General features: G+C 69.0%; 23 protein-coding genes. 15 read left to right on the top strand and 8 right to left on the bottom strand.

From position 1 onward, the window contains the following. The 4 genes from WI697_RS22950 to WI697_RS22935 form a co-directional block, all read right to left on the bottom strand. Positions 1-810 (bottom strand): SagB family peptide dehydrogenase, encoded by an 810-nt coding sequence (locus tag WI697_RS22950; protein WP_062764578.1) that lies wholly within the window; start codon positions 808-810, stop codon positions 1-3. Between the two features lie 34 nt (positions 811-844). Further along, positions 845-2,329: a YcaO-like family protein gene (locus WI697_RS22945; RefSeq protein WP_345960039.1), complete on the bottom strand. Its 1,485-nt coding sequence runs from the start codon at positions 2,327-2,329 to the stop codon at positions 845-847. Then, complete coding sequence (locus tag WI697_RS22940) at positions 2,316-3,404, bottom strand: TOMM precursor leader peptide-binding protein (protein ID WP_345960038.1); 1,089 nt, start codon at positions 3,402-3,404, stop codon at positions 2,316-2,318. The genes WI697_RS22945 and WI697_RS22940 overlap by 14 nt, the downstream gene beginning before the upstream one ends. 139 nt (positions 3,405-3,543) lie before the next feature. Next, a complete protein-coding gene (locus WI697_RS22935) occupies positions 3,544-3,861 on the bottom strand; it encodes a hypothetical protein (protein ID WP_062764570.1) in 318 nt (105 codons plus the stop codon). Between the two features lie 338 nt (positions 3,862-4,199). On the opposite strand from WI697_RS22935, the gene WI697_RS22930 reads away from it, so the two are divergent. From WI697_RS22930 to WI697_RS22900, 7 genes are all read left to right on the top strand, one after another. Beyond that, positions 4,200-4,892 carry a TetR/AcrR family transcriptional regulator gene (locus tag WI697_RS22930; protein WP_062764567.1) on the top strand — a complete coding sequence of 231 codons (693 nt, stop codon included), beginning with the start codon at positions 4,200-4,202 and terminating at the stop codon, positions 4,890-4,892. A gap of 90 nt (positions 4,893-4,982) precedes the next feature. Further along, positions 4,983-6,665 carry an isovaleryl-CoA dehydrogenase gene (locus tag WI697_RS22925; RefSeq protein ID WP_345960037.1) on the top strand — a complete coding sequence of 561 codons (1,683 nt, stop codon included), beginning with the start codon at positions 4,983-4,985 and terminating at the stop codon, positions 6,663-6,665. Between the two features lie 92 nt (positions 6,666-6,757). Next, complete coding sequence (locus tag WI697_RS22920; RefSeq protein WP_082828561.1) at positions 6,758-7,453, top strand: NUDIX domain-containing protein; 696 nt, start codon at positions 6,758-6,760, stop codon at positions 7,451-7,453. After that, positions 7,450-8,115 (top strand): DUF1285 domain-containing protein, encoded by a 666-nt coding sequence (locus WI697_RS22915; protein WP_345960036.1) that lies wholly within the window; start codon positions 7,450-7,452, stop codon positions 8,113-8,115. The genes WI697_RS22920 and WI697_RS22915 overlap by 4 nt, the downstream gene beginning before the upstream one ends. After that, positions 8,112-8,822, top strand: a complete 711-nt coding sequence (locus WI697_RS22910; RefSeq protein ID WP_062764558.1) for a CoA pyrophosphatase — start codon at positions 8,112-8,114, stop codon at positions 8,820-8,822. Before WI697_RS22915 ends, WI697_RS22910 begins: the two co-directional genes overlap by 4 nt. 8 nt (positions 8,823-8,830) lie before the next feature. Beyond that, positions 8,831-9,100, top strand: coding sequence for a DUF6111 family protein (locus WI697_RS22905; RefSeq protein WP_014747760.1), 270 nt, complete (start codon positions 8,831-8,833; stop codon positions 9,098-9,100). A gap of 55 nt (positions 9,101-9,155) precedes the next feature. Further along, positions 9,156-10,523 (top strand): CCA tRNA nucleotidyltransferase, encoded by a 1,368-nt coding sequence (locus WI697_RS22900; RefSeq protein ID WP_345960035.1) that lies wholly within the window; start codon positions 9,156-9,158, stop codon positions 10,521-10,523. Between the two features lie 22 nt (positions 10,524-10,545). Here WI697_RS22900 and WI697_RS22895 read toward each other — a convergent pair whose 3' ends face one another. Then, positions 10,546-11,493, bottom strand: a complete 948-nt coding sequence (locus WI697_RS22895) for a hypothetical protein (RefSeq protein ID WP_296720937.1) — start codon at positions 11,491-11,493, stop codon at positions 10,546-10,548. A gap of 160 nt (positions 11,494-11,653) precedes the next feature. On the opposite strand from WI697_RS22895, the gene WI697_RS22890 reads away from it, so the two are divergent. Beyond that, positions 11,654-12,877, top strand: a complete 1,224-nt coding sequence (locus WI697_RS22890; RefSeq protein ID WP_345960034.1) for an MFS transporter — start codon at positions 11,654-11,656, stop codon at positions 12,875-12,877. Positions 12,878-12,894: 17 nt separating this feature from the next. Here WI697_RS22890 and hemF read toward each other — a convergent pair whose 3' ends face one another. Next, positions 12,895-13,836: an oxygen-dependent coproporphyrinogen oxidase gene (gene hemF / locus WI697_RS22885; protein WP_014747755.1), complete on the bottom strand. Its 942-nt coding sequence runs from the start codon at positions 13,834-13,836 to the stop codon at positions 12,895-12,897. Further along, on the bottom strand, positions 13,833-14,372 hold the full coding sequence (locus tag WI697_RS22880; protein ID WP_062764549.1) for a tRNA (cytidine(34)-2'-O)-methyltransferase: 540 nt from the start codon (positions 14,370-14,372) through the stop codon (positions 13,833-13,835). Before WI697_RS22880 ends, hemF begins: the two co-directional genes overlap by 4 nt. A 471-nt stretch (positions 14,373-14,843) precedes the next feature. On the opposite strand from WI697_RS22880, the gene petA reads away from it, so the two are divergent. The 6 genes from petA (at position 14,844) to WI697_RS22850 (ending at position 21,884) form a co-directional block, all read left to right on the top strand. Next, a complete protein-coding gene (gene petA / locus WI697_RS22875) occupies positions 14,844-15,389 on the top strand; it encodes a ubiquinol-cytochrome c reductase iron-sulfur subunit (protein ID WP_062764546.1) in 546 nt (181 codons plus the stop codon). A gap of 27 nt (positions 15,390-15,416) precedes the next feature. Continuing rightward, complete coding sequence (locus WI697_RS22870; RefSeq protein ID WP_345960033.1) at positions 15,417-16,646, top strand: cytochrome b; 1,230 nt, start codon at positions 15,417-15,419, stop codon at positions 16,644-16,646. Next, a complete protein-coding gene (locus WI697_RS22865) occupies positions 16,646-17,410 on the top strand; it encodes a cytochrome c1 (protein ID WP_345960032.1) in 765 nt (254 codons plus the stop codon). Before WI697_RS22870 ends, WI697_RS22865 begins: the two co-directional genes overlap by 1 nt. A gap of 321 nt (positions 17,411-17,731) precedes the next feature. After that, complete coding sequence (locus tag WI697_RS22860) at positions 17,732-18,652, top strand: S-methyl-5'-thioadenosine phosphorylase (RefSeq protein ID WP_014747750.1); 921 nt, start codon at positions 17,732-17,734, stop codon at positions 18,650-18,652. A 30-nt stretch (positions 18,653-18,682) separates the two neighbouring features. Then, positions 18,683-19,783, top strand: a complete 1,101-nt coding sequence (gene mtnA / locus WI697_RS22855) for an S-methyl-5-thioribose-1-phosphate isomerase (RefSeq protein WP_296720921.1) — start codon at positions 18,683-18,685, stop codon at positions 19,781-19,783. Positions 19,784-19,832: 49 nt separating this feature from the next. After that, a complete protein-coding gene (locus WI697_RS22850; RefSeq protein ID WP_345960045.1) occupies positions 19,833-21,884 on the top strand; it encodes a bifunctional aldolase/short-chain dehydrogenase in 2,052 nt (683 codons plus the stop codon). A gap of 87 nt (positions 21,885-21,971) precedes the next feature. Here the strand turns inward: WI697_RS22850 and WI697_RS22845 are convergent, their stop codons facing one another. Further along, the gene (locus tag WI697_RS22845; RefSeq protein ID WP_062761462.1) at positions 21,972-22,889 is read right to left on the bottom strand and encodes an RNA polymerase factor sigma-32; all 918 of its coding nucleotides are present in this window, start codon (positions 22,887-22,889) and stop codon (positions 21,972-21,974) included. Between the two features lie 198 nt (positions 22,890-23,087). Between WI697_RS22845 and WI697_RS22840 the strand changes: the two genes are divergently transcribed. After that, positions 23,088-23,762 carry a hypothetical protein gene (locus WI697_RS22840; protein ID WP_345960031.1) on the top strand — a complete coding sequence of 225 codons (675 nt, stop codon included), beginning with the start codon at positions 23,088-23,090 and terminating at the stop codon, positions 23,760-23,762. Positions 23,763-23,871: the final 109 nt, after the last annotated feature.

The raw sequence follows: 23,871 nt of genomic DNA, 5'->3' as shown, positions 1-23,871 counted from the left end.
TCAGACGGCCTCCCGCCCGATCGCATGCATATAGACCGTGGCGTGGTTGACGCCGTCGATGCCCAGCAGGCGATCGATCCTGCGGTCCTGGAAGCCGCCGATATTCCACACCCCCAGCTCCAGCGCGGTCGCGACCAGATTCAGGTTCTGGGCCACATGGCCCGCCTCGATCAGGGTGAAGCGATAGCCGCGGTCGCGATATTTGAAGGTGCTGCGCCGGAACAGGGCGGTCTGGAAGATGGTGACCGTGGCACCGCGGATGATCTCGGGCTGATACAGGCAGGGGGCGAAGGCCTCGGTCATGTCGCCATCCATGATCCGGCGCAGGCAGTTCGTTTCCGGATCGTAATGGTGCAGCCCGGGCTGCAGGCCGTCGACCAGGCCGCGGTCGTGGACATACAGCTCCAGCGGGAACAGCCCGCCGCCCGACGGCACATTGCGGAACGGCCGCGGGAAATGGGTGCCCTCGTTCCAGCGGTTGATGCCATAGGCGTGGTGCAGCAGCGAGGCCAGCGTCTCCAGCGCCATCGGGGTCGGCACCAGGCCGCGCGGGGTGTGGCGGCGGGCGATCGCCTCGCCCAGGCCGCGGGTGAAGGGCGGAAACCGCTCCGGCCCGGGCAGGGGCACGGCATCGGCACTGTCATAGACCAGCGCGTTTTTCAGCCGGGTCATCCAGTCCACGACCACCTGGTTGGGCAGGGCGTCGTCATAGCCCGAGGATTTGCTGTTCTCGTGAAAGGTCTCCCACAGCAGGTCGGTTTCCGCCTCGCCCCAGACGAGGTCGTCCCAGCTCGGGCCATCAGCTTTCATGGGGGGTGCTCCGCGATCGGGGGCCGGTTGGCCGTCAGGGAAAGGGATGGGGCATGGGGTTGTCGCCGGTCGACCGGTGGATGCCCGGATGGCCCAGCGCCTGGGGCACGGTCCACAACCGCCGCCCGCCCAGCGCACGCAGGCGATAGCCCATGTAAAGCGGGTGGTAGCCGGGCACGAGCGCGCGCACCACGTGGAAGCCCAGCGCCGCGACATCGGGGGTGGCCAGATCGGCGATCAGCACGTCATGGCCGGTGCCGGCGATGGCCGTGACCACGGCATCCAGGTCGCCGGCCGGATCGCCGGTGGTGCGGTCCGGCAGGTCGGCCAGATCGATCTCCCGCGGCGAGGCATGGAGGAAATCCGCATGCCGCGCCCGTTCCGGGCTGATCCAGAAATTCACATGGCTGACCTGGCTGTAGACGTTGCGATGCCCGGGCTCGATCTCGATCCGCCCCAGCTCTCCCATCAGCTGGCGGACATAGCGTTCGGTATGGGCCAGTTCTTCCAGCGATTTGGTGGCGGCGACCAGGGGCGACAGGTCGGTCGCGGCGGCGACGGCCAGCGGCGCATTGCCCGCACGCCGGCCGCGGAGCACGGTCATGATCGTGGGGATGCGGTTGTCGTGGCTGATATTCATCATATGGACGTCGTAGCCCACCGCCACGAAGCGCCGGATGGCGTCGCGATGGGAAGGGGCCAGGCTTTCCGGGCGGATCCTCTCGCGTGAGACCATGGCCTGCCAGGTGATGGAGAAACAGTCCCGCTCCACCACCTCGCAGATCCCGCCCAGCGCCGCCTGGGCGAAGCTGCCATGGCAGGCAAGGCCGGTCGAGATGGACTGGGCCAGCGGCCATTCGTCGCCGTTGCGCGGAAACAGATAGGGCAGGTGTACGAAACAGGCCGGCACATGGCGGATCCGGCCCGAGACCAGGCTTTTCGCCGGCATCCAGCGCACATCCGACCGGCCGTTGAAGGGCTGGTAGGTGAAGTCCGGATCGTCGAACTGGGCTGCGTCGAACAGGGCGAAATCCTGGGGCGCGACGCAGTCGAACGGTGCCGCGTCATAGGGCACCATCGGGTAGTCGCGGCGATCATAGACCGCGGCGGCATAGCGTTCGATGGCCTCGCCGATCGCCTTGGCCAGTGCGATCCCGCGCGAGGTGGAGCCGCCGCCGCCGATCGAGAAATTCTGATGGCCGGAAAAGGCGGTGGTGTCGCCGGCCGTGGTGACGTAGCGGAAATATTCGGGAGAGCCGGCCTCGCGGTCATGCTCGCGGATCTCGCCCAGAATGCCGACCTTGGGGTCGTAGAGCAGGGGCACGATATCGGGCAGGGCCCCCAGCGGCCGGCGGGTGCGGATGCCGCGGCGCAGGGGCGGGGGCCCCGGCTCCGTTTCGAGGCAGCCCCCGGTCTCGACGCGGTCCAGCTCCTCGACGCGGTCCAGCTCCTCGACGCGATCCGGGCCCTCAACGCGGTCCAGGCCCTCAACGCGGTCCAAATTCTCAACGCGGGCCATCGGGACCTCCCATCGCTTCCACTTCGGCCCAGCGCTCCGGGTTCAGCGCCACCTTTTCAAGCGCCAGCTTGCCGGCGTGTTTCATCGGGCTGCAGACCGGGCAGCGCGGGGCCTTCAGCACCCGGCTCGCCACCATGCTCGATCCCATCAGGTTGAGTTCGATCAGCTTGCCCACCCGGCGGGGCAGCAGGTCGGCGGCGAAGCGCAGCAGTTCGAAGGCGGCGAGCGGTGCCGCCATGGCGATCAGCGCCGGATGGGTGCCGGACACGTCCTGTCCCCGGGCCAGGATCTCTTCCATCAGGCGGCGGTCCGACGGGCGGCCCTTCAGATGGGAATTCTGCCGGGCATCCAGGCATTCCAGGCAGGCGGTCTCGTCGGGGATCGACAGGGGGCCGAGGCGCGCGGTCAGATCCTCGACGATCACCGGCAGGAAGGGGCGGTTTTCGGCGGCGGCCAGGGCATTCCAGGGCTTCAGCAGGCCCAGCCCGCCGAATTCGGCGCAGGCGACCACGATGTTGGCGGCGCGCACCGCCTCGTCTGCCTCTGCGGCATCCACGATGGTCAGCCCCGCGGGCAGGCCGCGCTCGTAAAGCGCATGGTTGCGCAGCGGCACGTCGTCGATCAGCACCGCCTGCCAGGTGCCATAGCGGCCGAGATGCTCGATCAGCGCCAGGCTGAGGGCATTCACCCCCACCAGCGCGATCCGGCCGCCGGTCGCGCTGCGGATCTGGTCGCGGGTCATGCCCAGCTGCCAGAAGAACACATCCTCGCTGTCCTCGTGGCGCGGGGCGGCGTCGGTGGGGGCGCCCGGGCCGCGCAGCTCCGCCAGGCGGCGGATCGCCAGTTCGCGCAGCAGCGCATCGACCCGCGGCCGGTCGATCGGCGGGAAAAGGGCGAGGAGGTCGTGCCGGCTGCAGAATGCATCCGACGCGACCTCCTGCAGCCGGGCCACGATCTCCGCGATACCGTCGCCGTCGAGCATCAGGCGAAGGGCACCCCTGCGGATAAGCGTGCCGGCTGCGGTCTCGGCCAGTTGGAACGGTAGAAGCCGGATCAGCAGGTTGCCGTCATTCATCGATGTTACCTCGGGGCTCGGGCGTGCGGGGGGTGGGGGCCAGGCGGGCCGTCTGGTCGGGGACGACCAGTATCCGGACGACCAGTATCCGGACGACCAGTATCCGGACGACCAGCATCCGGGACGGGTCGTGGGCCAGTCAGGCGGCGTCGGCGACCGTGTCGACCACCGCGCCGGCGGTGCAGCAGCAGGCGGGGGTGCAGGTGCAGCAGCAGCCGGCACCCACGGTCGCCGTGTCATGGCTGCCGTGGAAGGGGTGGGCGCGGAAGGCCTCTTCGATCGACTGCACGTCGCGCACCGCCAGCGCTTCGGTGCGGGTGGTGTGGTTGCCCCAGGCGAGTGCGACCAGATCGCCTTCCAGCAGCTGCGAGGCAGCGCTGGTCAGCTTGCCGTTATCGCCGCCGAGCGAGGTGATGGGCGTGCCGAAATCGGCATAATCCTTGGCGAAGTTCGTCATGAGTGCTCTCCTTTTGTCGCATGCGAGGCCGCATCGGATATTAAACCGTAGATACAGTTCGCCATCAACATACCCACGAAGAAAGATTCAAACCGACTCAAAAAGCCGCAATGATGCCCGCCATCTCTTGGCCGGGGTGTGCCGGCCGATGGGGCGGTCGCCGCGGGTCGGCCCGGGACAGGTGCGTTGTGCGGATCATGTCACGAAGCGGTGCGTCCCGATGCGGACCGCCCGGCCCCCTGGTGATGCCGCTTGCATCCTCTGCCGGGCTGTGGCTCGATGTGAATCCGGATTCACATCGTAAGCGGCCGCATCGGCACGGCCCGCAGGAGGCAGACATGGCGAGGTCGACGGCGGCGGCCGGCGTGGTCCCGATCACCGGAACGCGGGAAAAGCTGTGCAGCGCCGGCTTCGCGATTCTGCGCCGTGCCGGCTTTTCCGGCCTGTCGGTCAGCGCGGTCGCCGAGGATGCCGAGGTGGCGGTCGGCACGGTCTATCGCCATTTCACCTCCAAGGCCGAACTCTGTGCCGAGCTGTTCCGCCGGGCCTCGACCCACGAGTTGAAGGCGGTGGCGGATGCGATCCGCGGCCAGGGGCCGGCCGACCGGCGGATCGCCAATGCGATGGCGACCTTCGCCGCCCGTGCGCTGGCCGGCCGGGCGCTCGCCTATGCGCTTCTGGCCGAGCCGGTCGATCCGCTGGTCGATACCGAGCGGCTGGCGGCGCGCCGGCGCTATACCGCGCTCTATGCCGAGGCGGTGGCGACCGGGCTGGCCGAGGGCGACCTTGCCCCCCAGCCGCCGGAACTCGCGGCCGCGGCCATGGTCGGCGTGGTCAGCGAGGCGCTGGTCGGGCCGCTGGCGCGGGCCCGCATCGTCGATCCCGGCCATGGCGTTCTGACCGAGGCCGATGTGACGATCATCGCCGAGATCGTCGGCTTCTGCCGCCGCGGCCTGACCGGCCGGCCCGACGTCACCATCGATACGCTGCGCATCGCCCGCCGCGCAGCCGAGGCCGTGGGTCGCGGCTGACGCCGCTGCCATCGCCCCGCCTCTCCGCCGCAGCCGCCCCCCGTCACGGCTGCCCTCCCGTCGTCGTCATCGCCCCAAAGGACCCTCCCCATGACCGATCAGAGCCTCAAGGCCGCCGGTGCGCCCCAGCCGCTTTCCGGCGCCACCCATGCCGTCTTCAACCAGGCCCCGCCGCTGGAGGCCAATCTCTTCGCCGGCGACCATGCGCTGGTCGACGCGGTGGATGGTTTCGGCGGCGGCTGGGCTTTCGAGCATCTGTCCGACTATGGCGCCAAGACCGGCGGGCCGCTGATGGCGCTGGGCTTCGATGCCAACCGGTACACGCCCGAGCTGGTCACCCACGACCGTTACGGCAACCGGATCGACGAGGTGCGTTTCCACCCCTCCTATCATGCGATCATGGCCGAGGGGATCGGGGCGGGGGTGCATGCCTTCGCCTGGAACGAGCGCCGCCCCGGCGCCATGGTGGCGCGCTCGGCGCTGGTCTATCTGCACTGCCAGGCCGAGGCCGGCACCATGTGCCCGCTGACCATGACCTTCGCCGTCGCCCCGGCGCTCGAGGCCGAGCCGGCGGTCGCGCGCAACTGGCTGCCGGGGGTGCTGTCGCGCGACTACGACCCGCGGCCCCTGCCGGCGGCCGAAAAGCGCGGCCTGACGCTGGGCATGGCGATGACCGAAAAGCAGGGCGGGTCGGATGTTCGTGCCAATACCAGCCGCGCGGTCCGCGTCGGCCACGAGGACGGCCAGGAGGTCTACGAGATCACCGGCCATAAATGGTTCTGCTCGGCGCCGATGTCCGATGCCTTCCTGACGCTGGCCCAGACCGAGGCCGGGCTGACCTGTTTCCTGCTGCCGCGCCGGCGCCCCGACGGCAGTCGCAATGCCGTCCATCTCCAGCGGCTCAAGGACAAGCTCGGCAACCGCTCCAACGCCTCCTCCGAGATCGAGACCCGGGGTGCCTGGGCGGCGAGGGTCGGGCCTGAGGGGCGGGGCGTGCGCACGATCATCGAGATGGTTCACCACACCCGGCTGGATTGTGCGCTGGGCTCCGCCGGGCTGATGCGTCAGGCGCTGACCCAGGCCATCCACCATGCCCGCCACCGCCAGGCCTTCGGCAAGCGACTGGTCGATCAGCCGGCGATGGTGAATGTGCTGGCCGATCTGGCGCTGGAGCAGGAAGCCGCCATGCGCATGGTGATGCGTCTGTCTCAGGCCTTCGAGGCGCGGTCGAGCGAGCCGCAGGAGGCGGCCTTCGCCCGCATCGCCACCGCGATCGTGAAATACTGGGTGTGCAAGCGCGCGCCCGGCTTCGTCTACGAGGCGATGGAATGCCTGGGCGGCAACGGTTATGTCGAGGACAGCGGCCTGCCCAGGCTTTATCGCGAGGTGCCGGTCAACGCGATCTGGGAAGGCTCGGGCAATGTCATCGCGCTGGACGTGCTGCGCGCCCTTGCGCGGGAACCGGCGGCGCGCGAGGCGCTGGTGGCGCATCTGACCCGGTCGCGCGGCCAGGACAGCCGGTACGATGCCCATCTGGACGCCACGCTGCGCGCGCTCGGCTCCAATGACGAGATGGAGTTCCGCGCCCGCCGTCTGGTCGGCGATCTGGCGGTGGCGCTGGCCGGGGCCGAGCTGATGGAGCGCACGCCCCAGAGCCTGGCCGAGGCCTGGTTCGCCAGCCGGCTTGCCGGCGATCATGGCGGGCTCTACGGCACGCTGGCGCCGGGCGTCGATGCCGCCGGCATCGTCGAGCGTGCAGCCGTGGCGGCCTGACACACGAAGCCCACTCGACCGGCGGGGCGGCCGGGGTCAGAATGGCGTCATCGACACGTCATACACCCCTGCCGTCCCGACCGGAGAGCGCCATGCCTGCCGACCGACCCGCCGTCCGCGGTGTCCCCGACCCCGATCCCGCCGCCGCCTCTTACGGCCGCGAGGATGTCGAGATCCTGGCGCGCGAGGTGGTCCATCAGGGCTATTTCCGCATGGTGCGGCTGACGCTCCGCCACCGTCTTCTGGCCGGCGGCTGGAGCGCGCCCTTCACCCGCGAGATCTTCGAGCGGGGCACCGCGGCCGCGGTGCTGCCTTACGATCCCGTGCGCGACGAGGTGGTGCTGATCGAACAGTTCCGCCCCGGGGGGCTCTACGGCCCCGCCGATGCCAGCCCCTGGATGGTCGAGATCGTCGCCGGCATCATCGAGCCGGGCGAGACGCCCGAGGCGGTCGCCCGGCGCGAGGCGGTGGAAGAGGCCGGGCTTGAGCTTGGCCGGATCGAAGCCATATCGACTTATCAGCCCTCGCCCGGCGCCTGCGACGAATGGTTGCATCTCTATGTCGGCGAGGTGCGGGCCGAGCACCGCGGCTCGACCGGCGGCCTTGTGGAAGAGCACGAGGACATCCGCATCTTCGCCCTGCCGCGCGAGGCGGCGGTGGCCCTGCTGGATGGCGACCGGCTGGACAATGCGACCACCATCGTGGCGCTGGGCTGGCTGGCCCGCCACGGCGCGGCGCTGAGAGCGCGGTGGCTGAGCGATCGCAAGACCAGGGAGGAGGAGGCATGACCAGCGCGGACAGAACCGATAAGGAGGGGGCCGCCAAGAATGGGACCGATCGGGGTGGGGCCGACCTGGCCGGACGGCTGGGGCTGGGCAATTCCGCCCCGGGGGCCCGGCCGGCGGAACAGCGCCGGGGGCCGTTCTTCTGCGGCGATATCGACATGCGCATCGCCCGCGACGGCACCTGGTTCTACCAGGGCACGCCGATCGGCCGGATGCCGCTGGTCAAGCTGTTCTCGACCGTGCTCCACCGCGACCAGGACGGCGACTACTGGCTGGAGACCCCGGTCGAAAAATGCCGCATCCAGGTCGAGGACGCCGCCTATATCGTGACCGCCATGCGTATCGAGGGCGAGGGAGACGACGCCCGGATCATCTTCCGCACCAATGTCGATGCCGAGGTGCCGCTGGACGCCGACCACCCGCTGGTGCTGCGCCCGCGCCCCGAAAGCGGCGACCCCGCCCCCTATCTGGCGGTCGGCCGCGGGCTGGAGGCGCTGCTTAGCCGTTCCGTCTATTATGAGCTGGTCAATATAGCCGATCTGGCTATTTCGCCCGAAACCGGAGAGGAATTGCTGGCGGTGAAAAGTGCCGGTCTGACCCATTATCTGGGCTCCCCCGATATCGAACTCGCCGGGCAGCCGCGCCGCGCCGGAGGCCGCGCATGACCACCGGTGCCGATATCGCCGCCCTGTTCAACGAGCCCAATGCCGCCGGCATCGACCCGGCGATGCCGGCGGTGAACGGCGACTATGTGCTCAACCCCGGCTCCCGCCATGGCGGCGCCAAGCGGCCGGCGGCCGTGCTGGTGCCGCTGGTGGAACGGTCCGGGGGGCTGACCGTGCTGCTGACCCAGCGCACCCAGCATCTGCATGCCCATGCGGGCCAGGTCGCCTTTCCCGGCGGCCGGGTGGACGAGGGCGATATCGACGCGGTGGACACGGCCCTTCGCGAGACCCGGGAAGAGATCGGCGTCACCCGCGACCATATCCGGATCATCGGCCGGCTGGACACCTACGAAACCATCACCGGCTTCCATGTGGTGCCGATCGTGGGCCTGGTGACGCCGCCCTTCGAGGTGATCCCCGATCCTTTCGAGGTGGCCGACGTCTTCGAGGTGCCGCTCGCCTTCTTCATGGACCCGCGCAACCGCAAGCGCCATTCGCTGGAACGCGGCGGGGTGGTGCGCCACTGGTATGCCTTCCCCTTCGGCCGCTACTACATCTGGGGGGCGACCGCGGGCATGCTGGTCAATCTGACCCGGGTGCTGGATGCCGGGCTGTCGCTGAAGGACACCGATGGCGAGGGCCGCATGCCCGGCCCCAGGGTCGCCGATTTCGCCGCCGCCGGCACCATGACGGCCGGGGCGGGCTAGGCCGGGCGATGCGGATCCTGCTGACCTATATCCTGCCCTTCCTGGCCCCCTTCCTCGCCTATGCCGCCTGGATGGCCTGGGCCGGGCGGGTGGAGCGGCAGCGGGGCAGCCGGCCCGATGCGCCGCCGGTCTGGGTCACCGGGCTTGCGGTGGTGGTGCTGGCGGCGGCATTGTTCCTGGTGGGCCATGCGGTCGGTCCCCGGCCCGACCCGGGCGTCTATGTTCCACCCAGGGTGGAGGACGGCCGGATCGTCCCGGGCCATTACGGGCAGGACTGACCGCGCCCATCTTCGCCTTACCGTCCGTCCCCCGCTCCAGCGTGACCCCTGCATCATGGCCGACGCCCCCGAACCCCTTCTGCCCGCGCGCACCGATCCCGTCCGAACCGATGTCGTGCTGCCGCCCGAGATGGCGGCGGCGCCCGTGCGCCGGGTCTTCGCGGCGCTGGCGGCCGCGGGCGGCGAAGCGCGCTTCGTGGGCGGTGCCGTCCGCGACCTGATCTCGGGCGACCCCATCGGCGATATCGACGTCGCCACGACCCTGGAGCCGCCGGCGGTGATGGCGGCGGCGGCCGCCGCCGGGATCAAGGCGGTGCCGACCGGCATCGAGCACGGGACCGTTACGCTGATCGCCGACCGGTTTCCGGTGGAGGTGACGACGCTGCGCCGCGACGTCGCTACCGACGGGCGGCGGGCGGTGGTGGCCTTCAGCCGCGACTGGGCCGAGGATGCCCGGCGGCGCGACTTCACCGTGAATGCCATGTCGCTGGACCTTGCCGGCCGGCTCTACGATCCCTTCGACGGGCTGTCGGATCTGGCGGCGGGGCGGGTGCGGTTCATCGGCGATGCCCGGCGGCGGATCCTGGAAGACATTCTGCGCATTCTGCGCTTCTTCCGCTTCCAGGCGCGGCTGGGCCGCGGCGAGCCCGACCGGGCGGCCGTCGATGCCTGCCGGGAATTCGCCGAGCGCATCCAGGCGCTGTCTGGCGAGCGGATCCGCGAGGAATTCCTGCGGATTCTGGGCGGGCCGCGCGTGGCCGGCGGCGACGGCATTCTGCTGCTGATGGCCGATCTGGGCGTGCTCGACCAGGTGCTGGGCGGGATCGTCGACACGGGGCCCCTGGACGCGCTGATCGCGATCGAAGAGGCGCTGGACATGGCCGATGCCGCACGCCGGCTGGCGGTGCTGACGGCCACCTGCGGCCCGGCCTTCGGGGCCGTCGACCACTGGCGCCGGCGGATCGAGCGGCTGAAGCCGTCGAACCAGCTGGCGGCCCGGGTGGGGGCGGTGGCCGAGGCGACGGCCCGCCTGCCGGCCAGACCGCCGAGCCCGATGACGGTGCGGGTCGCCGCCTATCGCGAGGGGATCACCACCATCCGCGACCGGCTGTTCGCCGGCTGGGCCCGGGCACAGGCCCGCGGCACGCTGGCGGCCGACGACGAGGCCGGGTTCCGGTCGGCGATCGGGGCGCTGTCGGGCTGGAGCCAGCCGCATCTGCCGCTGGGCGGCGCCGATCTGATCGCGCTTGGCCTGAAGCCCGGCCCCGGTCTGGGGCAGGCGCTGTCCGAGATCGAGGCCTGGTGGCTGGACGAGGGCTTCGCCCCCGACCGCGGCGCCTGCCTTGCCGAGGCGCGGCGCCGCTTCGTGCCCATCGGTACCAGTGTGGGTGGGGGCAGCAGCCCTGGCGGGGGCGGCAGCTAGGCGAAAGCGTCAGCCAGGCGGTTCAGCTGCGGCCGACGCCATGCACCGGGCAGCCGGCGGGGGTGAGGGCCGAGGGTTCGAAATGTGCCTCCTCTGCCGCATCGCCCCCCTCGAACCAGGCGATCCAGCGCCGCAGGATGCGGCCGGTATACAGCACCGGCATGTCGTGGCGGTACAGCTCCTTGCGCATCTCGGCGAAGGCGGGATCCTGATGGCTGGCATACCAGTGGTGACGATCGGTATCCAGATAGGTGGGGCAGAGGCCGGTATCGGTGATCGAGACATAGTTCCGCACCGTGCGCTCGGCAAAGCGCTGCCACAGCTCCGAGGCCCGGGCGAACAGGGCCCGGCGGGTGCGGTGATCCGCAATCTCGAACACTTCGCAGTCATGCGCCTGCAGGCAGAGATCGCGGGTGAACATCGAAAAGGCATAGACGTCGGAATTGAGGTTGGCGCAGATCACGGGCGCCGCCATCATCGGGTCGTAGAGCGGATCGCCCGGATCGGCGGCCGCCGGGCAGAAGGCGACGGCATCGAAATCGTCGAAGAGCAGCCGCCGGTTGGTGACCGGGCAGGTCAGCTCGATCGCGCGGTTCAGCTGGCCGCCATCGACCAGGACCTCGGGCGGGCGGGTGGTCAGCACGGACATCAGATCGGCCATGCGCCGGATGGCGGTGGCGACCGGTTCCGGCGGCAGCATGCCGCCATCGGGGCGGGTGGCCACGAACAGCCCGGCGACCGTGCGGCGCGCCTCCAGGGCTTCCACGAAACCCGTGAAGGCGCGGCGCACGTCGTCGGGGGTCGCGACCGGGGCGATGTAATAGCGGTTGCGGAGGAACTCGCGGCGGCCGGCGACACAGCCGAGGCCGCTGACCATCCAGTCGCGCAGCGTGTCGAGGGCGTCGTCTCGCGTATCCGTCCCGGCGGATGTTTCCGGGGCGGCGTCGTCGGCGGGGGATAAGGGGATCATGGGACGAACCATTTCGGTCGTGGATCCGGGGTGCGAATTCATCTATCTATAATAGAACGCACCTGAAAATCATAATTATAAGTTGACGACGATGCCGTGATAATCGTTTCAGCTGCAGGATCGTTTCCTCCCGAACCGCGCCCTCCGAGGTCTCTTCCCGATGACCGCCTCCTCGACCAATTCCGACCGGCCGGCGGCCGTGTCCCGCGACGACGATCGCAAGCAGCCCCGGGTCATGGTCGGGCTTGTGGCGGTCAACCTGCTGTCAGGGCTTGCCCAGATCGTCCAGATCGGGGCGACCGCTCCGTTGCTGGCGCTGATGCTCGACGGGCGCGGCGTCGATGCCGGCACCATCGGCCTGGTGGCGGCGGCCCCCTGGGCGATGATCCTGCTGGTCTCGCGCTTCGTGCCGGCGATCATCGCCCGGCTGGGGCTGGCGGGAACGGTGGCCCTGGCGCTGATCGTGGGGATCGCGGCGCTCGGCGGCATGGCGGTGGTGGAAGATCCGATCGCCCTGGCGGGGTTGAACGCGCTTGCCGGTATCGGGCTGATCCTGCGCTGGATCGCCTGCGACACCTGGATCGTGCGCATCGCGCCAGAGGCGATCCGCGGTCGTGCCATCGGCACCCATGAAACCCTGATGGGCCTGGGCATCGCGCTCGGCCCCGGGCTGGTGGCGCTGACGGGCCATCAGGGCAGCCTGCCTTTCCTGGCGGCGGCCGCGGTGATGGCGGCGGCGATCCCGCCGCTGGTGGTGCTGAAACGGCTGGGCTTCGACGGCCGGCCGGGCGTTGCGCCCGTCCGCGACGGCGCCGGCCGGCGATCGGGCTGGGGGCTGGTGCGGCTGCTGCCGGTGGCCTTGACCGCAGCCTTCGCCTGCGGCGTGGCCGAGACCGCCTCCATCGCCTTCCTGCCGCTTTACGCCGCGGCGGCCGGCATGGGGGCGGTGGCGGCCCCGCTCTTCGCCACCGCCTTCGGCGCCGGCGGCACCATCCTGCAGATCCCGCTCGGCGCCATCGCCGACCGGCTGGGCTTCGACCGGGCCCAGGCGCTGGCGGCGACCGCCGTCATCCTGGGGGCGATCCTGCTGCCGCTGGCCGATGACGCGATCCTGCCCTGGCTGATCGCCTTCCTGTGGGGGGGCGCGGTCGGCGGGCTGAACACGCTGGCGGTGATCGAGGCGGGCGCGCGGGTCGACGAGATGCGGATGAGTGCGGCCATGACCGCGATCGCCTTCTGCTACACGCTGGGCGGTTTCGCCGGCCCGGCCGCCGCCGGCCTCGCCACCGAAATGCTGTCGATGCACGGCCTGCCCATGGTGGCGGGCGCCGCCGCACTGGTCGTGCTGGCGGTCTGGGCGGTCAGGCGCGGGGCTGAAAGCTGAGCAGACGGCCCCGCGGCTCAGGGCCACTTCGCATGCGGCGGCATGGACATCAGGATCGCCTCGGTGTTGCCGCCGGTCTTCAGGCCGAACTGGGTGCCCCGGTCGTAGAGCAGGTTGAATTCGGCATAGCGGCCGCGGCGGATCAGCTGATAGTCGCGCTCGGCCTCGGTCCAGGACCGGTTCATATGGGCCCGGATGATCGCAGGATAGGCATCCAGGAAGGCGAGCCCGACATCGCGGGTGAAGGCGAAGTCGCGCGCCCAGTCGCCGCTGTCCAGATAGTCGTAGAAAATGCCGCCCACGCCACGGGTCTCGCCGCGATGGGGCAGGAAGAAATAGTCGTCGCACCAGGCCTTGAAGCGCGGATAGTAATCGGCGTCATGGGCGTCGCAGGCGGCCTTGAACGCCCCGTGGAAGCGCGCCGTGTCGGGGGCGTGCGGGGTGATCGGGGTCAGGTCGCCGCCGCCGCCGAACCAGCCGAGCGTGGTGCGGATATGGCGGGTGTTCATATGGGCGGCCGGCACATGCGGCGACCACATATGCGCCACCAGCGACACCCCCGCAGCCCAGAACTGCGCGCCGGCGCCATCGGCACCGCCGGGGGCCGGGTCTCGGTCGGCGCCGGGGATCTGCTTCGCGAATTCCGGCGAGAAGCCGCCATGGACGACCGAGATGTTCACGCCGACCTTTTCGAACACCCGGCCGCGCATGACGGACATCTCGCCGCCACCGCCGCCCGGCCGTTCCCATGCCGTGCGCTCGAACCGGCCGGGGGCGAGATCCGGGTTCATCGGCCCGGCATAATCATCCTCGATCGCCTCGAACGCCGCGCAGAGCCGGTCGCGCAGCTCGCGGAACCAGCCCGATGCGGCCTGGCGGCGTTCGGCCGCGACCTCCGGATCCTCGGGCGGGCTGGTGCGGGCGCGGGCGTCGAGCACGGCGCGGGCGTCGAAACTCATCGGCTGGTCTCCTCGGGGAGGACTGGCTGGAGGGCGGGGGACTGCGAAGAGCCCGGCTCGGAAGAGGTGAGCGCCGCGGGAAAGCCGCCGGTCTGGCGCAGTGCCTCTCCCAATATCATGGATGCGGCCACGGCGACATTCAGCGATCGCATGCCGGGCACCATCGCGATCCGCACCCGGGCATCGACCGCGTCGTGCACGGCATCGGGCACGCCGGCGGTTTCGCTGCCCATCAGCAGCACGTCGTCGGGCCGGAAGGCGAAATCGGTATGCGGCACCGCGCCGCGGGTGGTGGCCAGCACCAGGCGGCCTTCCGGGGCCTCGGCGCTGCGTGCCGCGACGAAACCGGCCCAGTCGGCATGGCGACGGATCGTCGCACGCAGGGCATAATCCATCCCCGCCCGCTTCATACGCGCATCCGACAGAATGAAACCGCAGGGCTCGATGATGTCGATGCCGATGCCCAGGCACGCGCACAGCCTTATGCAGGTTCCGGCATTTCCGGGGATGTCCGGTTCGTACAGGGCGAGGCGCATGGCGGGCTCCGGGTGAAGGAGACGTGTCTCTCTTGCCGCGGTCGGCGGAAAAATATCTGGGCGGGACACCGATGACGGGCGACGGATCGCGTAGGCGTCTGTAACATGCCCAGGGGGGCATCCTTTGCAAAGAGGGCGTTTTTTCGGTATACCCCTTTGCGACACGGCAGTAATCCGACCCGTTCGGGCAAGAGGTGGTGCCTCGCTTCGGGCGTTGGACGAGTGGCCGTGATCGACGGGAGGAAAAGGAACGACGTCGGGGCTTCGCAAGGCCACCCTATGGTGGTGCGACAACCTGACGCATCCACCAGTCCGGGTGCCGCGGACAGTATCCGTGTATATCGGCGGATCCCCGGGAACGGGGAAACGGCGGGGACGGAGTGAGCGGTGTTCGGCCGGATCCCGTGCGACCGCAGGCGAGACCGAGGCTTTACGCCCGATAAGGTGTGAGAGCGACGAAAGGTTTGCGAAATGGCGAACACGGTGCCATCCGGCGACGGCCACCACGACCATGGTGACGATGCCACGCGCCGCGACTTCCTGATGCTGCTGGCGGGCGGCGGCGCTGCGGTGGGTGCCGCGGCTCTGGCATGGCCGCTGATCGACAGCATGAATCCGGCGGCGGACGTTCTGGCGTTGTCGTCCACTGAAGTGAACATCTCCCAGATCGAGGCCGGTCAGTCGGTGACCATCACCTGGCGCGGCAAGCCGGTGTTCATCCGTCACCGGACCGAGAAGGAGATCGAGGAGGCCCGGGCGGTCAATGTGGCCGACCTGCCCGATCCGCAGCCCGATGCGGATCGCGTCGAAAAGCCGGAATGGCTGGTGGTCGTCGGCGTCTGCACCCATCTGGGCTGCGTCCCGCTGGGCTACCAGGGCGATTACGACGGCTGGTTCTGCCCGTGCCATGGTTCGCATTACGACACGTCGGGCCGCATCCGCAAGGGTCCGGCACCCGCGAACCTCGCCGTTCCGGAATATGCGTTCCTGGACGACAACACCATCCGCATCGGGTAAAACCAAGAACAGGGTTGGGGTTAGGCGATGAGCAGTCCCTCGACCGGCAGCCGTGTGTCGAACTGGATCGACCACCGTTTGCCGATCATCTCCTTCGCGCGGGAACACTTGATCGAGTACCCGGCGCCGCGGAATCTGAATTACTGGTGGAACTTCGGTTCGCTGGCGGGCATCGCGCTGGTCCTGCAGATCGTGACCGGCATCGTGCTGGCCATGGCCTATACCGCGCACACGTCACTCGCCTTCGACAGCGTCGAGCGCATCATGCGCGACGTGAATTTCGGCTGGCTGCTGCGCTATGCGCATGCCAACGGCGCGTCGATGTTCTTCATCATCGTCTACATCCACATCTTCCGCGGTCTGTATTACGGCTCGTACAAGGCCCCGCGTGAGATCCTGTGGTGGCTGGGCGTGATCATCCTGCTGCTCATGATGGCGACCGCTTTCATGGGCTATGTGCTCCCCTGGGGTCAGATGAGCTTCTGGGGCGCCACCGTGATCACCAACCTGTTCTCGGCCATACCATTGGTGGGTGAGAGCATCGTGACCTGGCTCTGGGGCGGCTTCTCGGTCGACAACCCCACGCTGAACCGCTTCTTCAGCCTGCATTACCTGCTGCCCTTCGTGATCGTCGGCGTGGTGGTTCTGCATCTGGCGGCGCTGCACACGCACGGCTCCAATAACCCGCTGGGCATCGACAAGAAGACCAAGAAGGACGTCATTCCCTTCCACCCGTATTACACGATCAAGGATCTGTTCGGGCTGGGCGTGTTCCTGACCTTCTTTGCCGTCTTCCTGTTCTTCGCACCGAACTTCTTCGGCGAGCCGGATAACTACATCCCGGCCAACCCGCTGGTCACGCCGGCGCATATCGTGCCCGAATGGTACTTCCTGCCGTTCTACGCGATCCTGCGCTCGGTCCCGAGCAAGCTCGGCGGCGTGCTGCTGATGTTCGCCGCAATCTTCGTGCTGTTCCTGCTGCCCTGGCTGGACACCTCGCGGGTGCGCAGTGCCAAGTTCCGCCCGGTGTTCAAGGTCTTCTACCTGCTGCTGGTGGTCGACGTCCTGGCGCTCGGCTGGGCCGGTGCGCAGCCGGCGGAAGGCATGGCCGTGGTCATCGGCCGCATTGCCACCGCCTGGTACTTCCTGCATTTCGTGGTGCTGCTGCCGCTGCTCGGCTGGTTCGAGCGGCCACGGCCGCTGCCCGAGAGCATCGCCTCTGCCGTGCTCGGTGACCGCGCGATGGAGAAGGCGTGATGCGTAAGCTCCTGATCAGCACCCTGGCCGGCCTCGGCGCCCTGATGGGCGTCCAGGCCACCGCGATCGCTGCCGAAGCGGTCGAACTGCCCGAGGTCTCGTTCAGCCACGAGGGCCCGTTCGGTACCTATGACCGCGCGGCGGCGCAGCGCGGCTTCCAGGTCTTCGAACAGGTCTGCTCGGCCTGCCACTCGGCCAAGTATCTGGCATTCCGCAACCTTGCCGACCTCGGCTACAACGAGGACGAGATCAAGGCGATTGCGGCGAAGAAGCAGGTCCAGGACGGCCCGGACGACAATGGCGACATGTTCATGCGCCCGGCCGTCGCCTCGGATCGCTGGCCCAGCCCCTATGCCAACGAGAAGCAGGCCCGCGCCTCCAATGGCGGCGCCTATCCGCCGGACCTGTCGCTGATGGCGAAGGCCCGTCTGGGTGGCGAGCACTACATCTATGCGCTGCTGACCGGCTATACCGAGCCGCCGGCGGGCATGGAAGTGCGGCCCGGCATGTATTACAACGCCTACTTCCCGGGCCATCAGATCGGCATGCCGCCGCCGCTGGCGGCCGACATGGTGCCCTATGGCGACGGCACGCCGGCGACCGTGGAGCAGATGACCCACGACGTCGCGACCTTCCTGACCTGGCTTGCCGAGCCGAAGATGGAAGAGCGCAAGCAGACCGGTATCAAGGTGATCCTGTTCCTGATTGCGCTGACCATCGTGTTCTACGTTGCCAAGCGGCGGATCTGGGCCCGCATCCATTGATGCAGCCTGACTGATCCGACCGGATCGAAACGGGGGTCGCCCTTTTGCGGAGGGGCGGCCCCCGTTGCGTTTCAGGTCCCCGTTGCGTTTCGGGCCCCTGTCGCTTTTCGGATTGTTGCATTCAGGCCACGGCTCGGCCAGGGTGTGCCGCTCCGGATGTGCAGGAAAGGGCGCCGTGTCGCGGGAACCTGATGGCGGGTTCTTAACGCAGGGTAGAAAATTCCTGCCGAACCACGCAGAATGCGAGCAGCCGGGAAGAGCAGGGCCCGCGGATGGATCCGGGGCCGGATGACGAGACGAACCAGACGAGGGGTGACGGGCATGGCATCGACCAGTGCAGCGGGCGCAGGCATCGGATTGGGCAGCGACGGCCGCCCGGTGATCGGCATCATCGGCGGCAGCGGCGTCTACGACATTCCGGGCCTAACCGATATCGGCTGGCGGCGGATCTCCTCGCCCTTCGGGGCCCCCTCGGACGAGTTGATGTTCGGCCGCCTGGGCGATGTGCAGCTGGTCTTCCTGCCGCGCCATGGCCGCGGCCATGTCCATGCGCCGTCCGACCTCAACTACCGTGCGAATGTCGATGCGATGAAGCGGGCGGGCGTGACCGAGATCCTGTCGGTCTCGGCGGTCGGCTCGCTGAAAGAGGATCTGCCGCCCGGCACCTTCGTCATCGTCGACGATTTCATCGACCGCACCTTCGCGCGTGAGAAGAGCTTCTTCACCAAAGGCTGCGTCGCCCATGTCTCCATGGCCCATCCGGTCTGCCGGCGTCTGGGCGATGCGGTGGAGGCGGCGGGCCAGCGGCTCGGTCTCGATATCCGCCGCGGCGGCACGTATATCGCCATGGAAGGCCCGCAATTCTCGACGCTTGCGGAATCGAAGCTCTATCGCAGCTGGGGGGCGAGCGTCATCGGCATGACCAACATGCCCGAAGCCAAGCTCGCCCGCGAGGCGGAGCTGTGCTACGCGACCGTCGCCATGGTGACCGATTTCGACTGCTGGCATCCCGAGCACGACAAGGTGACGGTGGAGCAGGTGGTGAAGGTGCTGCTGGGCAATGCCGATCATGCCCGCGCCCTGGTGAAAGAGGTGGCGCCCGCGCTGGCCGACCGCCGCGAGCCCTGCCACGCCGGCTGCCACACGGCGCTCGATCATGCCCTGATCACCGCGCCCGAGAAGCGCGATCCCGAGCTGCTCGCCCGGCTCGACGCCGTCGCCGGCCGCGTGCTCGGCGCCTGATCCGCCCACAGAGATCCGGAGCCCCGCCCCATGGACGAGAGCCGTTTCACCCACCGCACCGTCTGGCTGGAAGCCGACGGGCGGACCGTCGGCATCCTGGACCAGACCCGGCTGCCCTTCGAGACCGTGGACGTCCGGCTGACCAGCCTGACCGATGCCGAAACCGCCATCCGCGACATGCTGGTCCGCGGCGCGCCGCTGATCGGTGCGGTGGGCGCCTACGGCATGGCGCTGGCGCTGGCGGAAGACCCGTCGGATGCCATGATCGCCACCGCCTATGACCGGCTGTTCGCGACCCGGCCGACCGCGATCAACCTGCGCTGGGCGCTGGATGATCTGCGCGAACGGGTGACGCCGCTGCCGGAAGCGGCGCGGGCCGATGCCGCCTATGCCCGCGCGCGGGAGATTTCTGACGAAGATGTGGCGATCAACCGGGCGATCGGCGAGAACGCCTTCCGGCTGATCGAGGCGCGTTACGAGGCGATCGGCCGCAGCCGGCCGGTGGAGATCCTGACCCATTGCAATGCCGGCTTCCTGGCGACGGTGGGTTGGGGCACGGCGCTGGCCGGCATCTTCCTGGCCCATGCCCGCGGGATCCCTGTGCATGTCTGGGTGGACGAGACCCGGCCGCGCAGCCAGGGCGCCTATCTGACCGCCTGGGAGATGCGCTGGGCCGGCGTGCCCCATACCGTGATCGCCGACAATGCCGGCGGGCATCTGATGCAGCACGGCCGGGTCGACATGTGCATCGTCGGCACCGACCGGGTCGCCGCCAACGGCGATGTCTGCAATAAGATCGGCACCTATCTGAAGGCGCTGGCCGCCCATGACAACGGGGTGCCGTTCTATGTGGCGCTGCCCTATCCGACCATCGACTGGCGGATCGCCGACGGCGTGCGCGACATCCCGATCGAGGAACGGTCGGCGACCGAGGTGACGGTGGTGCGCGGGCGGCTGCCCGATGGCGGCATCGCCGATGTGACGGTGATCGAGGACAGCCCCGCCGCCAACCCGGCCTTCGACGTGACCCCGGGCCGGCTGGTCACCGGGCTGATCACCGAACGCGGCGTCTGTGCCGCTTCGGCCGAGGGGCTGCGCGGCCTTTATCCCGAGCGTGCCGCGGCCGAGTGACCGCGTACCCGATCCGGCCTGCCTGCGAATTGAAGCTGAGGTGAAGACGATGCAGAACCGCTGGTCCGATGCCGATGCGGCCGCCATGGTCGCCCGCTATGTCGATCAGGGTGTGAACGAGGATCTGGCGCTCAGGGTCTATACCACCCGGCTGCTCGGCTCCGATCCGCGACTGGTGCTGCATGGCGGCGGCAACACCTCGGTCAAGACCCGGATGACCGACATCCTGGGCGATCCGCTGGACGTGCTGTGCGTGAAGGGCAGCGGCTGGGATATGGGGGTGATCGAACCCGCGGGCCTGCCGGCGGTGCGGCTGGAGCCGCTGCGCCGGCTGGAGCGGCTGGAGGCGCTGACCGACGAAGAGATGGTCAATGTCCAGCGGCTGAACCTGCTGGACTCGACCGCCCCCAACCCCTCGGTCGAGACCCTGCTCCATGCCTTCCTGCCGCAGAAATTCATCGACCACACCCATGCCAATGCGGTGCTGTCGCTGACCGATCAGCCGGATGGCGAGGCGATCGTCCGCGAGCTGTATGGCGACCGGGTCGCCTATATCCCCTACATCATGCCGGGCTTTCTGCTGGCCAGGACCGCGGCGCGGATCGTGCGCGAGACGCCGGGCGTCAAGGGCATGGTGCTGCTGAAGCACGGCATCTTCAGCTTCGACGACGACGGCCGCACCGCCTATGAGCTGATGATCGATTTCGTGTCGATGGCCGAAGAACGGCTGGCCCGCGGCCGGCGGACGCTGGTCCAGGCGGCCGTTCCGGCGGGGCTGGCGCCGGTCGCCGCGGTGGCGCCGGTGCTGCGCGGCCTGACGGCGCTGGCCGACCCTGCCGCCGAGGGCGGGCGCAAGCCGTTCGTTCTGGAACATCGCGCCGGACCGGCGGTGATGGCCTTCGTCAACGCCGTCGATCTGGACCGCATCGCCAATTCAGGGGTCGCGACGCCGGATCATGTGATCCGCACCAAGCCGGCCCCGCTGATCCTGCCTCCCCCCGGGGCGGACGACCTCGCGGGCTTCAGGGCGGCGGCAGAGGCGGCGCTCGGCCGCTATGTCGAGGCCTATCATGCCTATTTCGCCCGCAACAATGCGCGGCTCGGCGGCATCAAGACCGAGCTCGACCCCATGCCGCGGATCGTGGCGGTGAAGGGGCTCGGCATCTTCGCGCTCGGCAAGTCGTCGAAGGAGGCGCGGATTGCGGCCGATGTCTACGAGGCCGCGATCGAGGTGATCACCGGTGCCGAGGGCATCGGCCGCTTCGAGAGCATTTCCGAAGCCGATCTCTTCGATGTGGAATACTGGTCGCTGGAACAGGCGAAGCTGGGCAAGGGCGGCGAGAAGCCGCTGCAGCGCCGGATCGTCGCCGTCACCGGCGGGGCAGGGGGGATCGGTGCGGCCACCGCCCGGGCCTTTGCCGCCGCCGGTGCCGAGGTGGCGGTGCTGGATCTGAACCCCGAAGCGGCAGCCGGGGTGGCCAGGCCGCTGGGCGGTATCGGCATCGCCTGCGACGTGACTGACCCGGCCTCGGTGACTGCCGCGATCGAGGCGGTGGTGGCGCGCTTCGGCGGGCTCGACATCCTGGTCAGCAATGCCGGCGCCGCCTGGCAGGGCCGGATCGGCGAAGTGGACGAGGCGGTGCTGCGCCAGAGCTTCGAGCTGAATTTCTACGGCCATCAGCGCGCCGCCCAGGCGGCGGTGAAGGTGATGAAAGCCCAGGGCTTCGGCGGCCAGCTGCTGTTCAATGCCTCGAAACAGGCGGTCAATCCGGGCCCGGATTTCGGCCCCTATGGCCTGCCCAAGGCGGCGACGCTGTTCCTGTCGCGGCAATATGCGCTCGACCACGGCCGCGACGGCATCCGCGCCAATGCGGTGAATGCCGATCGGGTGCGGTCGGGGCTGCTGACCGACGAGATGGTGGCCGCGCGCTCGAAGGCTCGCGGCCTCAGCGAGGCGGATTACATGGGCGGCAATCTGCTGGGGCGCGAGGTGACCGCGGCCGATGTCGCCCAGGCTTTCGTGGATCTGGCGCTGGCGCAGAAGACCACCGGCTCAGTCACCACGGTCGACGGCGGCAATATCGCTGCGGCCCTGAGGTAACCGGAACGGAAAGCTGAGGTAACCGGGACGCAAAGCAGAAGAGGGGGCGGCTGCCCCCTCTTGCGATGCCGTGTCGGATCGGCCGTATCAGGCCGGGCTGCCGGAGCGACCCAGGGCCTTGCGCAGCTGCGGCTCCACCAGATCGGCCAGCTTGCGCATCGCCCGGCTTTCGATCTGGCGCACCCGCTCTTTCGAGATGCCGAGTTCCGAGCCCAGCGCATCCAGCGTCGCCGAGGCCTCGGCCAGATGACGGCGGGTGATGATCAGCCGTTCGCGGGCATTCAGCGCCCCCAGCGCGCCGCGGACGATGCGCTTGCGGAACGAGGCCAGATCGCGTTCGACCAGCTGCTCTTCCTGGTCGGGCTTGTCGTCGGCCAGCTGATCCAGCCATTCATCGCCGCTGTCGGCCGACATCGGCGCGTTCAGCGACTGGTCGCCGCCCGAGAGCCGCATCTCCATCATCCGCACGTCGCGGTCGCGCACGCCCAGCGTGGTGGCGATCTGGCCGACATCGGTCGGGTCCAGGCTTTCCGAGGCGCGGGTTTCGTCGCTGCGCCGCAGGCGGGCCTTCAGCTTGCGGAGGTTGAAGAACAGCGCCTTCTGGGCGGCGGTGGTGCCGATGCGCACCATCGACCAGGATCGCAGGATATAGTCCTGGATCGCGGCCTTGATCCACCACATGGCATAGGTGGCGAGCCGGACCCCGCGTTCGGGATCGAACCGCTCCACCGCCTGCATCAGCCCGATGGAGCCTTCCTGAACCAGCTCGTTCATCGGCAGGCCGTAATTGCGGTAGCGCGAGGCGACCTTGATCACCAGGCGCAGATGGCTGCGGACCAGAATATCGGCAGCTTCGCGGTCACCGGCCTTCACCCGCATGGCCAGATCGGCCTCTTCCTCGCGGGTCAGCAGGGGCTGGCGCTGGACGGCCGAGAAATAGCGGGTGTCGCCGCGATCCTGGCTGCGACCCGCGGCACGGACATTCCTGGTCAGCCGGTCGATCATGACGTCCCTCCAGACTCTCATGGCCTTCGCAACATCGTGAATGTACAGGATTCCATATCCCGTGTCCGGTGGGAACGCCAATCCGCACCGGAATGGTCCGAATTTCTCACAGGCTTTCGATCTGGTATGGACCGCCGCATCAACTATGTTTGAACAGAGGCAGTTCCGCCCTCGTCCATCAACCCAGGAGGACGCCCCATGCCCAAGGTCAAGGACGCCGAGGCCCGGATCATCGACGCAGCCCTCGCCCGTGCCGCCATCGACGGCTGGGACGGGCTGACGCTGTCCGGCATCGCCGAAGAGGCGGGGATGTCGCTGTCCGAACTGTCGGGGCATGTCGGCTCCGTCTCCGAAATTCTGGATGCCTTCTCGCGCCGTATCGACCGCGCCATGCTGACCGAGGCCGAGGATGAACCCGAAGACTTCGCCGCCCAGCCGGTGAAGGACCGGCTGATGGCGCTGATCATGGCCCGGCTGGATGCGCTGGAGCCGCACCGGGCGGTGATGCAGCGCCTGGCCGACCGGTCCGACCGCGGCATTCCCGCGCTGGATCTGATCTGCGGGCAGGGGATGCGCCTGCAACGCAGCATGGGATGGCTGGCCGCCGCGGCCGGGCTCGAATCCCGCGGCATCGCCGGGCTGGCCCGACGTCAGGGGCTGGCGGCGATCTATCTCGCCACGCTGCGCGCCTGGCTGAAGGACGACAGCGAGGACCGGGCGAAGACCATGAAGACGCTGGACCGCCTGCTCGACCGGGCCGGGCGCTGGTCACGCATGGCCGGCCGGATGGCCGGCGGGCGGCGTGGGTTCCGCCCCGGATCCGAGCCGTCCGCGGGGGCCTCTCCGGCCGCCGACACCCCCGCTGCGGGATGACGACCCCGGCGATTTCCACGCAACCGCAAAGCGGGGTCGCCTGCGCCCGTCATCGCGCCGCCATTTTTGTGCAATGCAAAAACCGCCCTTGACCTTCCGGGTCCGATGC

Source organism: Tistrella mobilis, from assembly GCF_039634785.1.
Taxonomy (GTDB): Bacteria; Pseudomonadota; Alphaproteobacteria; order Tistrellales; family Tistrellaceae; genus Tistrella; species Tistrella mobilis.
Note: the sequence above shows the minus strand (reverse complement) of the source record. Positions and strands in the feature narration are given on the sequence as shown.

What these genes read in the sequence shown, in the direction of transcription:
- WI697_RS22950 (WP_062764578.1), bottom strand. Translation starts at nt 810, where the DNA reads ATGAAAGCTGATGGCCCGAGCTGGGACGACCTCGTCTGGGGCGAGGCG.
- WI697_RS22945 (WP_345960039.1), bottom strand. Translation starts at nt 2,329, where the DNA reads ATGGCCCGCGTTGAGAATTTGGACCGCGTTGAGGGCCTGGACCGCGTT.
- WI697_RS22940 (WP_345960038.1), bottom strand. Translation starts at nt 3,404, where the DNA reads ATGAATGACGGCAACCTGCTGATCCGGCTTCTACCGTTCCAACTGGCC.
- WI697_RS22935 (WP_062764570.1), bottom strand. Translation starts at nt 3,861, where the DNA reads ATGACGAACTTCGCCAAGGATTATGCCGATTTCGGCACGCCCATCACC.
- WI697_RS22930 (WP_062764567.1), top strand. Translation starts at nt 4,200, where the DNA reads ATGGCGAGGTCGACGGCGGCGGCCGGCGTGGTCCCGATCACCGGAACG.
- WI697_RS22925 (WP_345960037.1), top strand. Translation starts at nt 4,983, where the DNA reads ATGACCGATCAGAGCCTCAAGGCCGCCGGTGCGCCCCAGCCGCTTTCC.
- WI697_RS22920 (WP_082828561.1), top strand. Translation starts at nt 6,758, where the DNA reads ATGCCTGCCGACCGACCCGCCGTCCGCGGTGTCCCCGACCCCGATCCC.
- WI697_RS22915 (WP_345960036.1), top strand. Translation starts at nt 7,450, where the DNA reads ATGACCAGCGCGGACAGAACCGATAAGGAGGGGGCCGCCAAGAATGGG.
- WI697_RS22910 (WP_062764558.1), top strand. Translation starts at nt 8,112, where the DNA reads ATGACCACCGGTGCCGATATCGCCGCCCTGTTCAACGAGCCCAATGCC.
- WI697_RS22905 (WP_014747760.1), top strand. Translation starts at nt 8,831, where the DNA reads ATGCGGATCCTGCTGACCTATATCCTGCCCTTCCTGGCCCCCTTCCTC.
- WI697_RS22900 (WP_345960035.1), top strand. Translation starts at nt 9,156, where the DNA reads ATGGCCGACGCCCCCGAACCCCTTCTGCCCGCGCGCACCGATCCCGTC.
- WI697_RS22895 (WP_296720937.1), bottom strand. Translation starts at nt 11,493, where the DNA reads ATGATCCCCTTATCCCCCGCCGACGACGCCGCCCCGGAAACATCCGCC.
- WI697_RS22890 (WP_345960034.1), top strand. Translation starts at nt 11,654, where the DNA reads ATGACCGCCTCCTCGACCAATTCCGACCGGCCGGCGGCCGTGTCCCGC.
- hemF (WP_014747755.1), bottom strand. Translation starts at nt 13,836, where the DNA reads ATGAGTTTCGACGCCCGCGCCGTGCTCGACGCCCGCGCCCGCACCAGC.
- WI697_RS22880 (WP_062764549.1), bottom strand. Translation starts at nt 14,372, where the DNA reads ATGCGCCTCGCCCTGTACGAACCGGACATCCCCGGAAATGCCGGAACC.
- petA (WP_062764546.1), top strand. Translation starts at nt 14,844, where the DNA reads ATGGCGAACACGGTGCCATCCGGCGACGGCCACCACGACCATGGTGAC.
- WI697_RS22870 (WP_345960033.1), top strand. Translation starts at nt 15,417, where the DNA reads ATGAGCAGTCCCTCGACCGGCAGCCGTGTGTCGAACTGGATCGACCAC.
- WI697_RS22865 (WP_345960032.1), top strand. Translation starts at nt 16,646, where the DNA reads ATGCGTAAGCTCCTGATCAGCACCCTGGCCGGCCTCGGCGCCCTGATG.
- WI697_RS22860 (WP_014747750.1), top strand. Translation starts at nt 17,732, where the DNA reads ATGGCATCGACCAGTGCAGCGGGCGCAGGCATCGGATTGGGCAGCGAC.
- mtnA (WP_296720921.1), top strand. Translation starts at nt 18,683, where the DNA reads ATGGACGAGAGCCGTTTCACCCACCGCACCGTCTGGCTGGAAGCCGAC.
- WI697_RS22850 (WP_345960045.1), top strand. Translation starts at nt 19,833, where the DNA reads ATGCAGAACCGCTGGTCCGATGCCGATGCGGCCGCCATGGTCGCCCGC.
- WI697_RS22845 (WP_062761462.1), bottom strand. Translation starts at nt 22,889, where the DNA reads ATGATCGACCGGCTGACCAGGAATGTCCGTGCCGCGGGTCGCAGCCAG.
- WI697_RS22840 (WP_345960031.1), top strand. Translation starts at nt 23,088, where the DNA reads ATGCCCAAGGTCAAGGACGCCGAGGCCCGGATCATCGACGCAGCCCTC.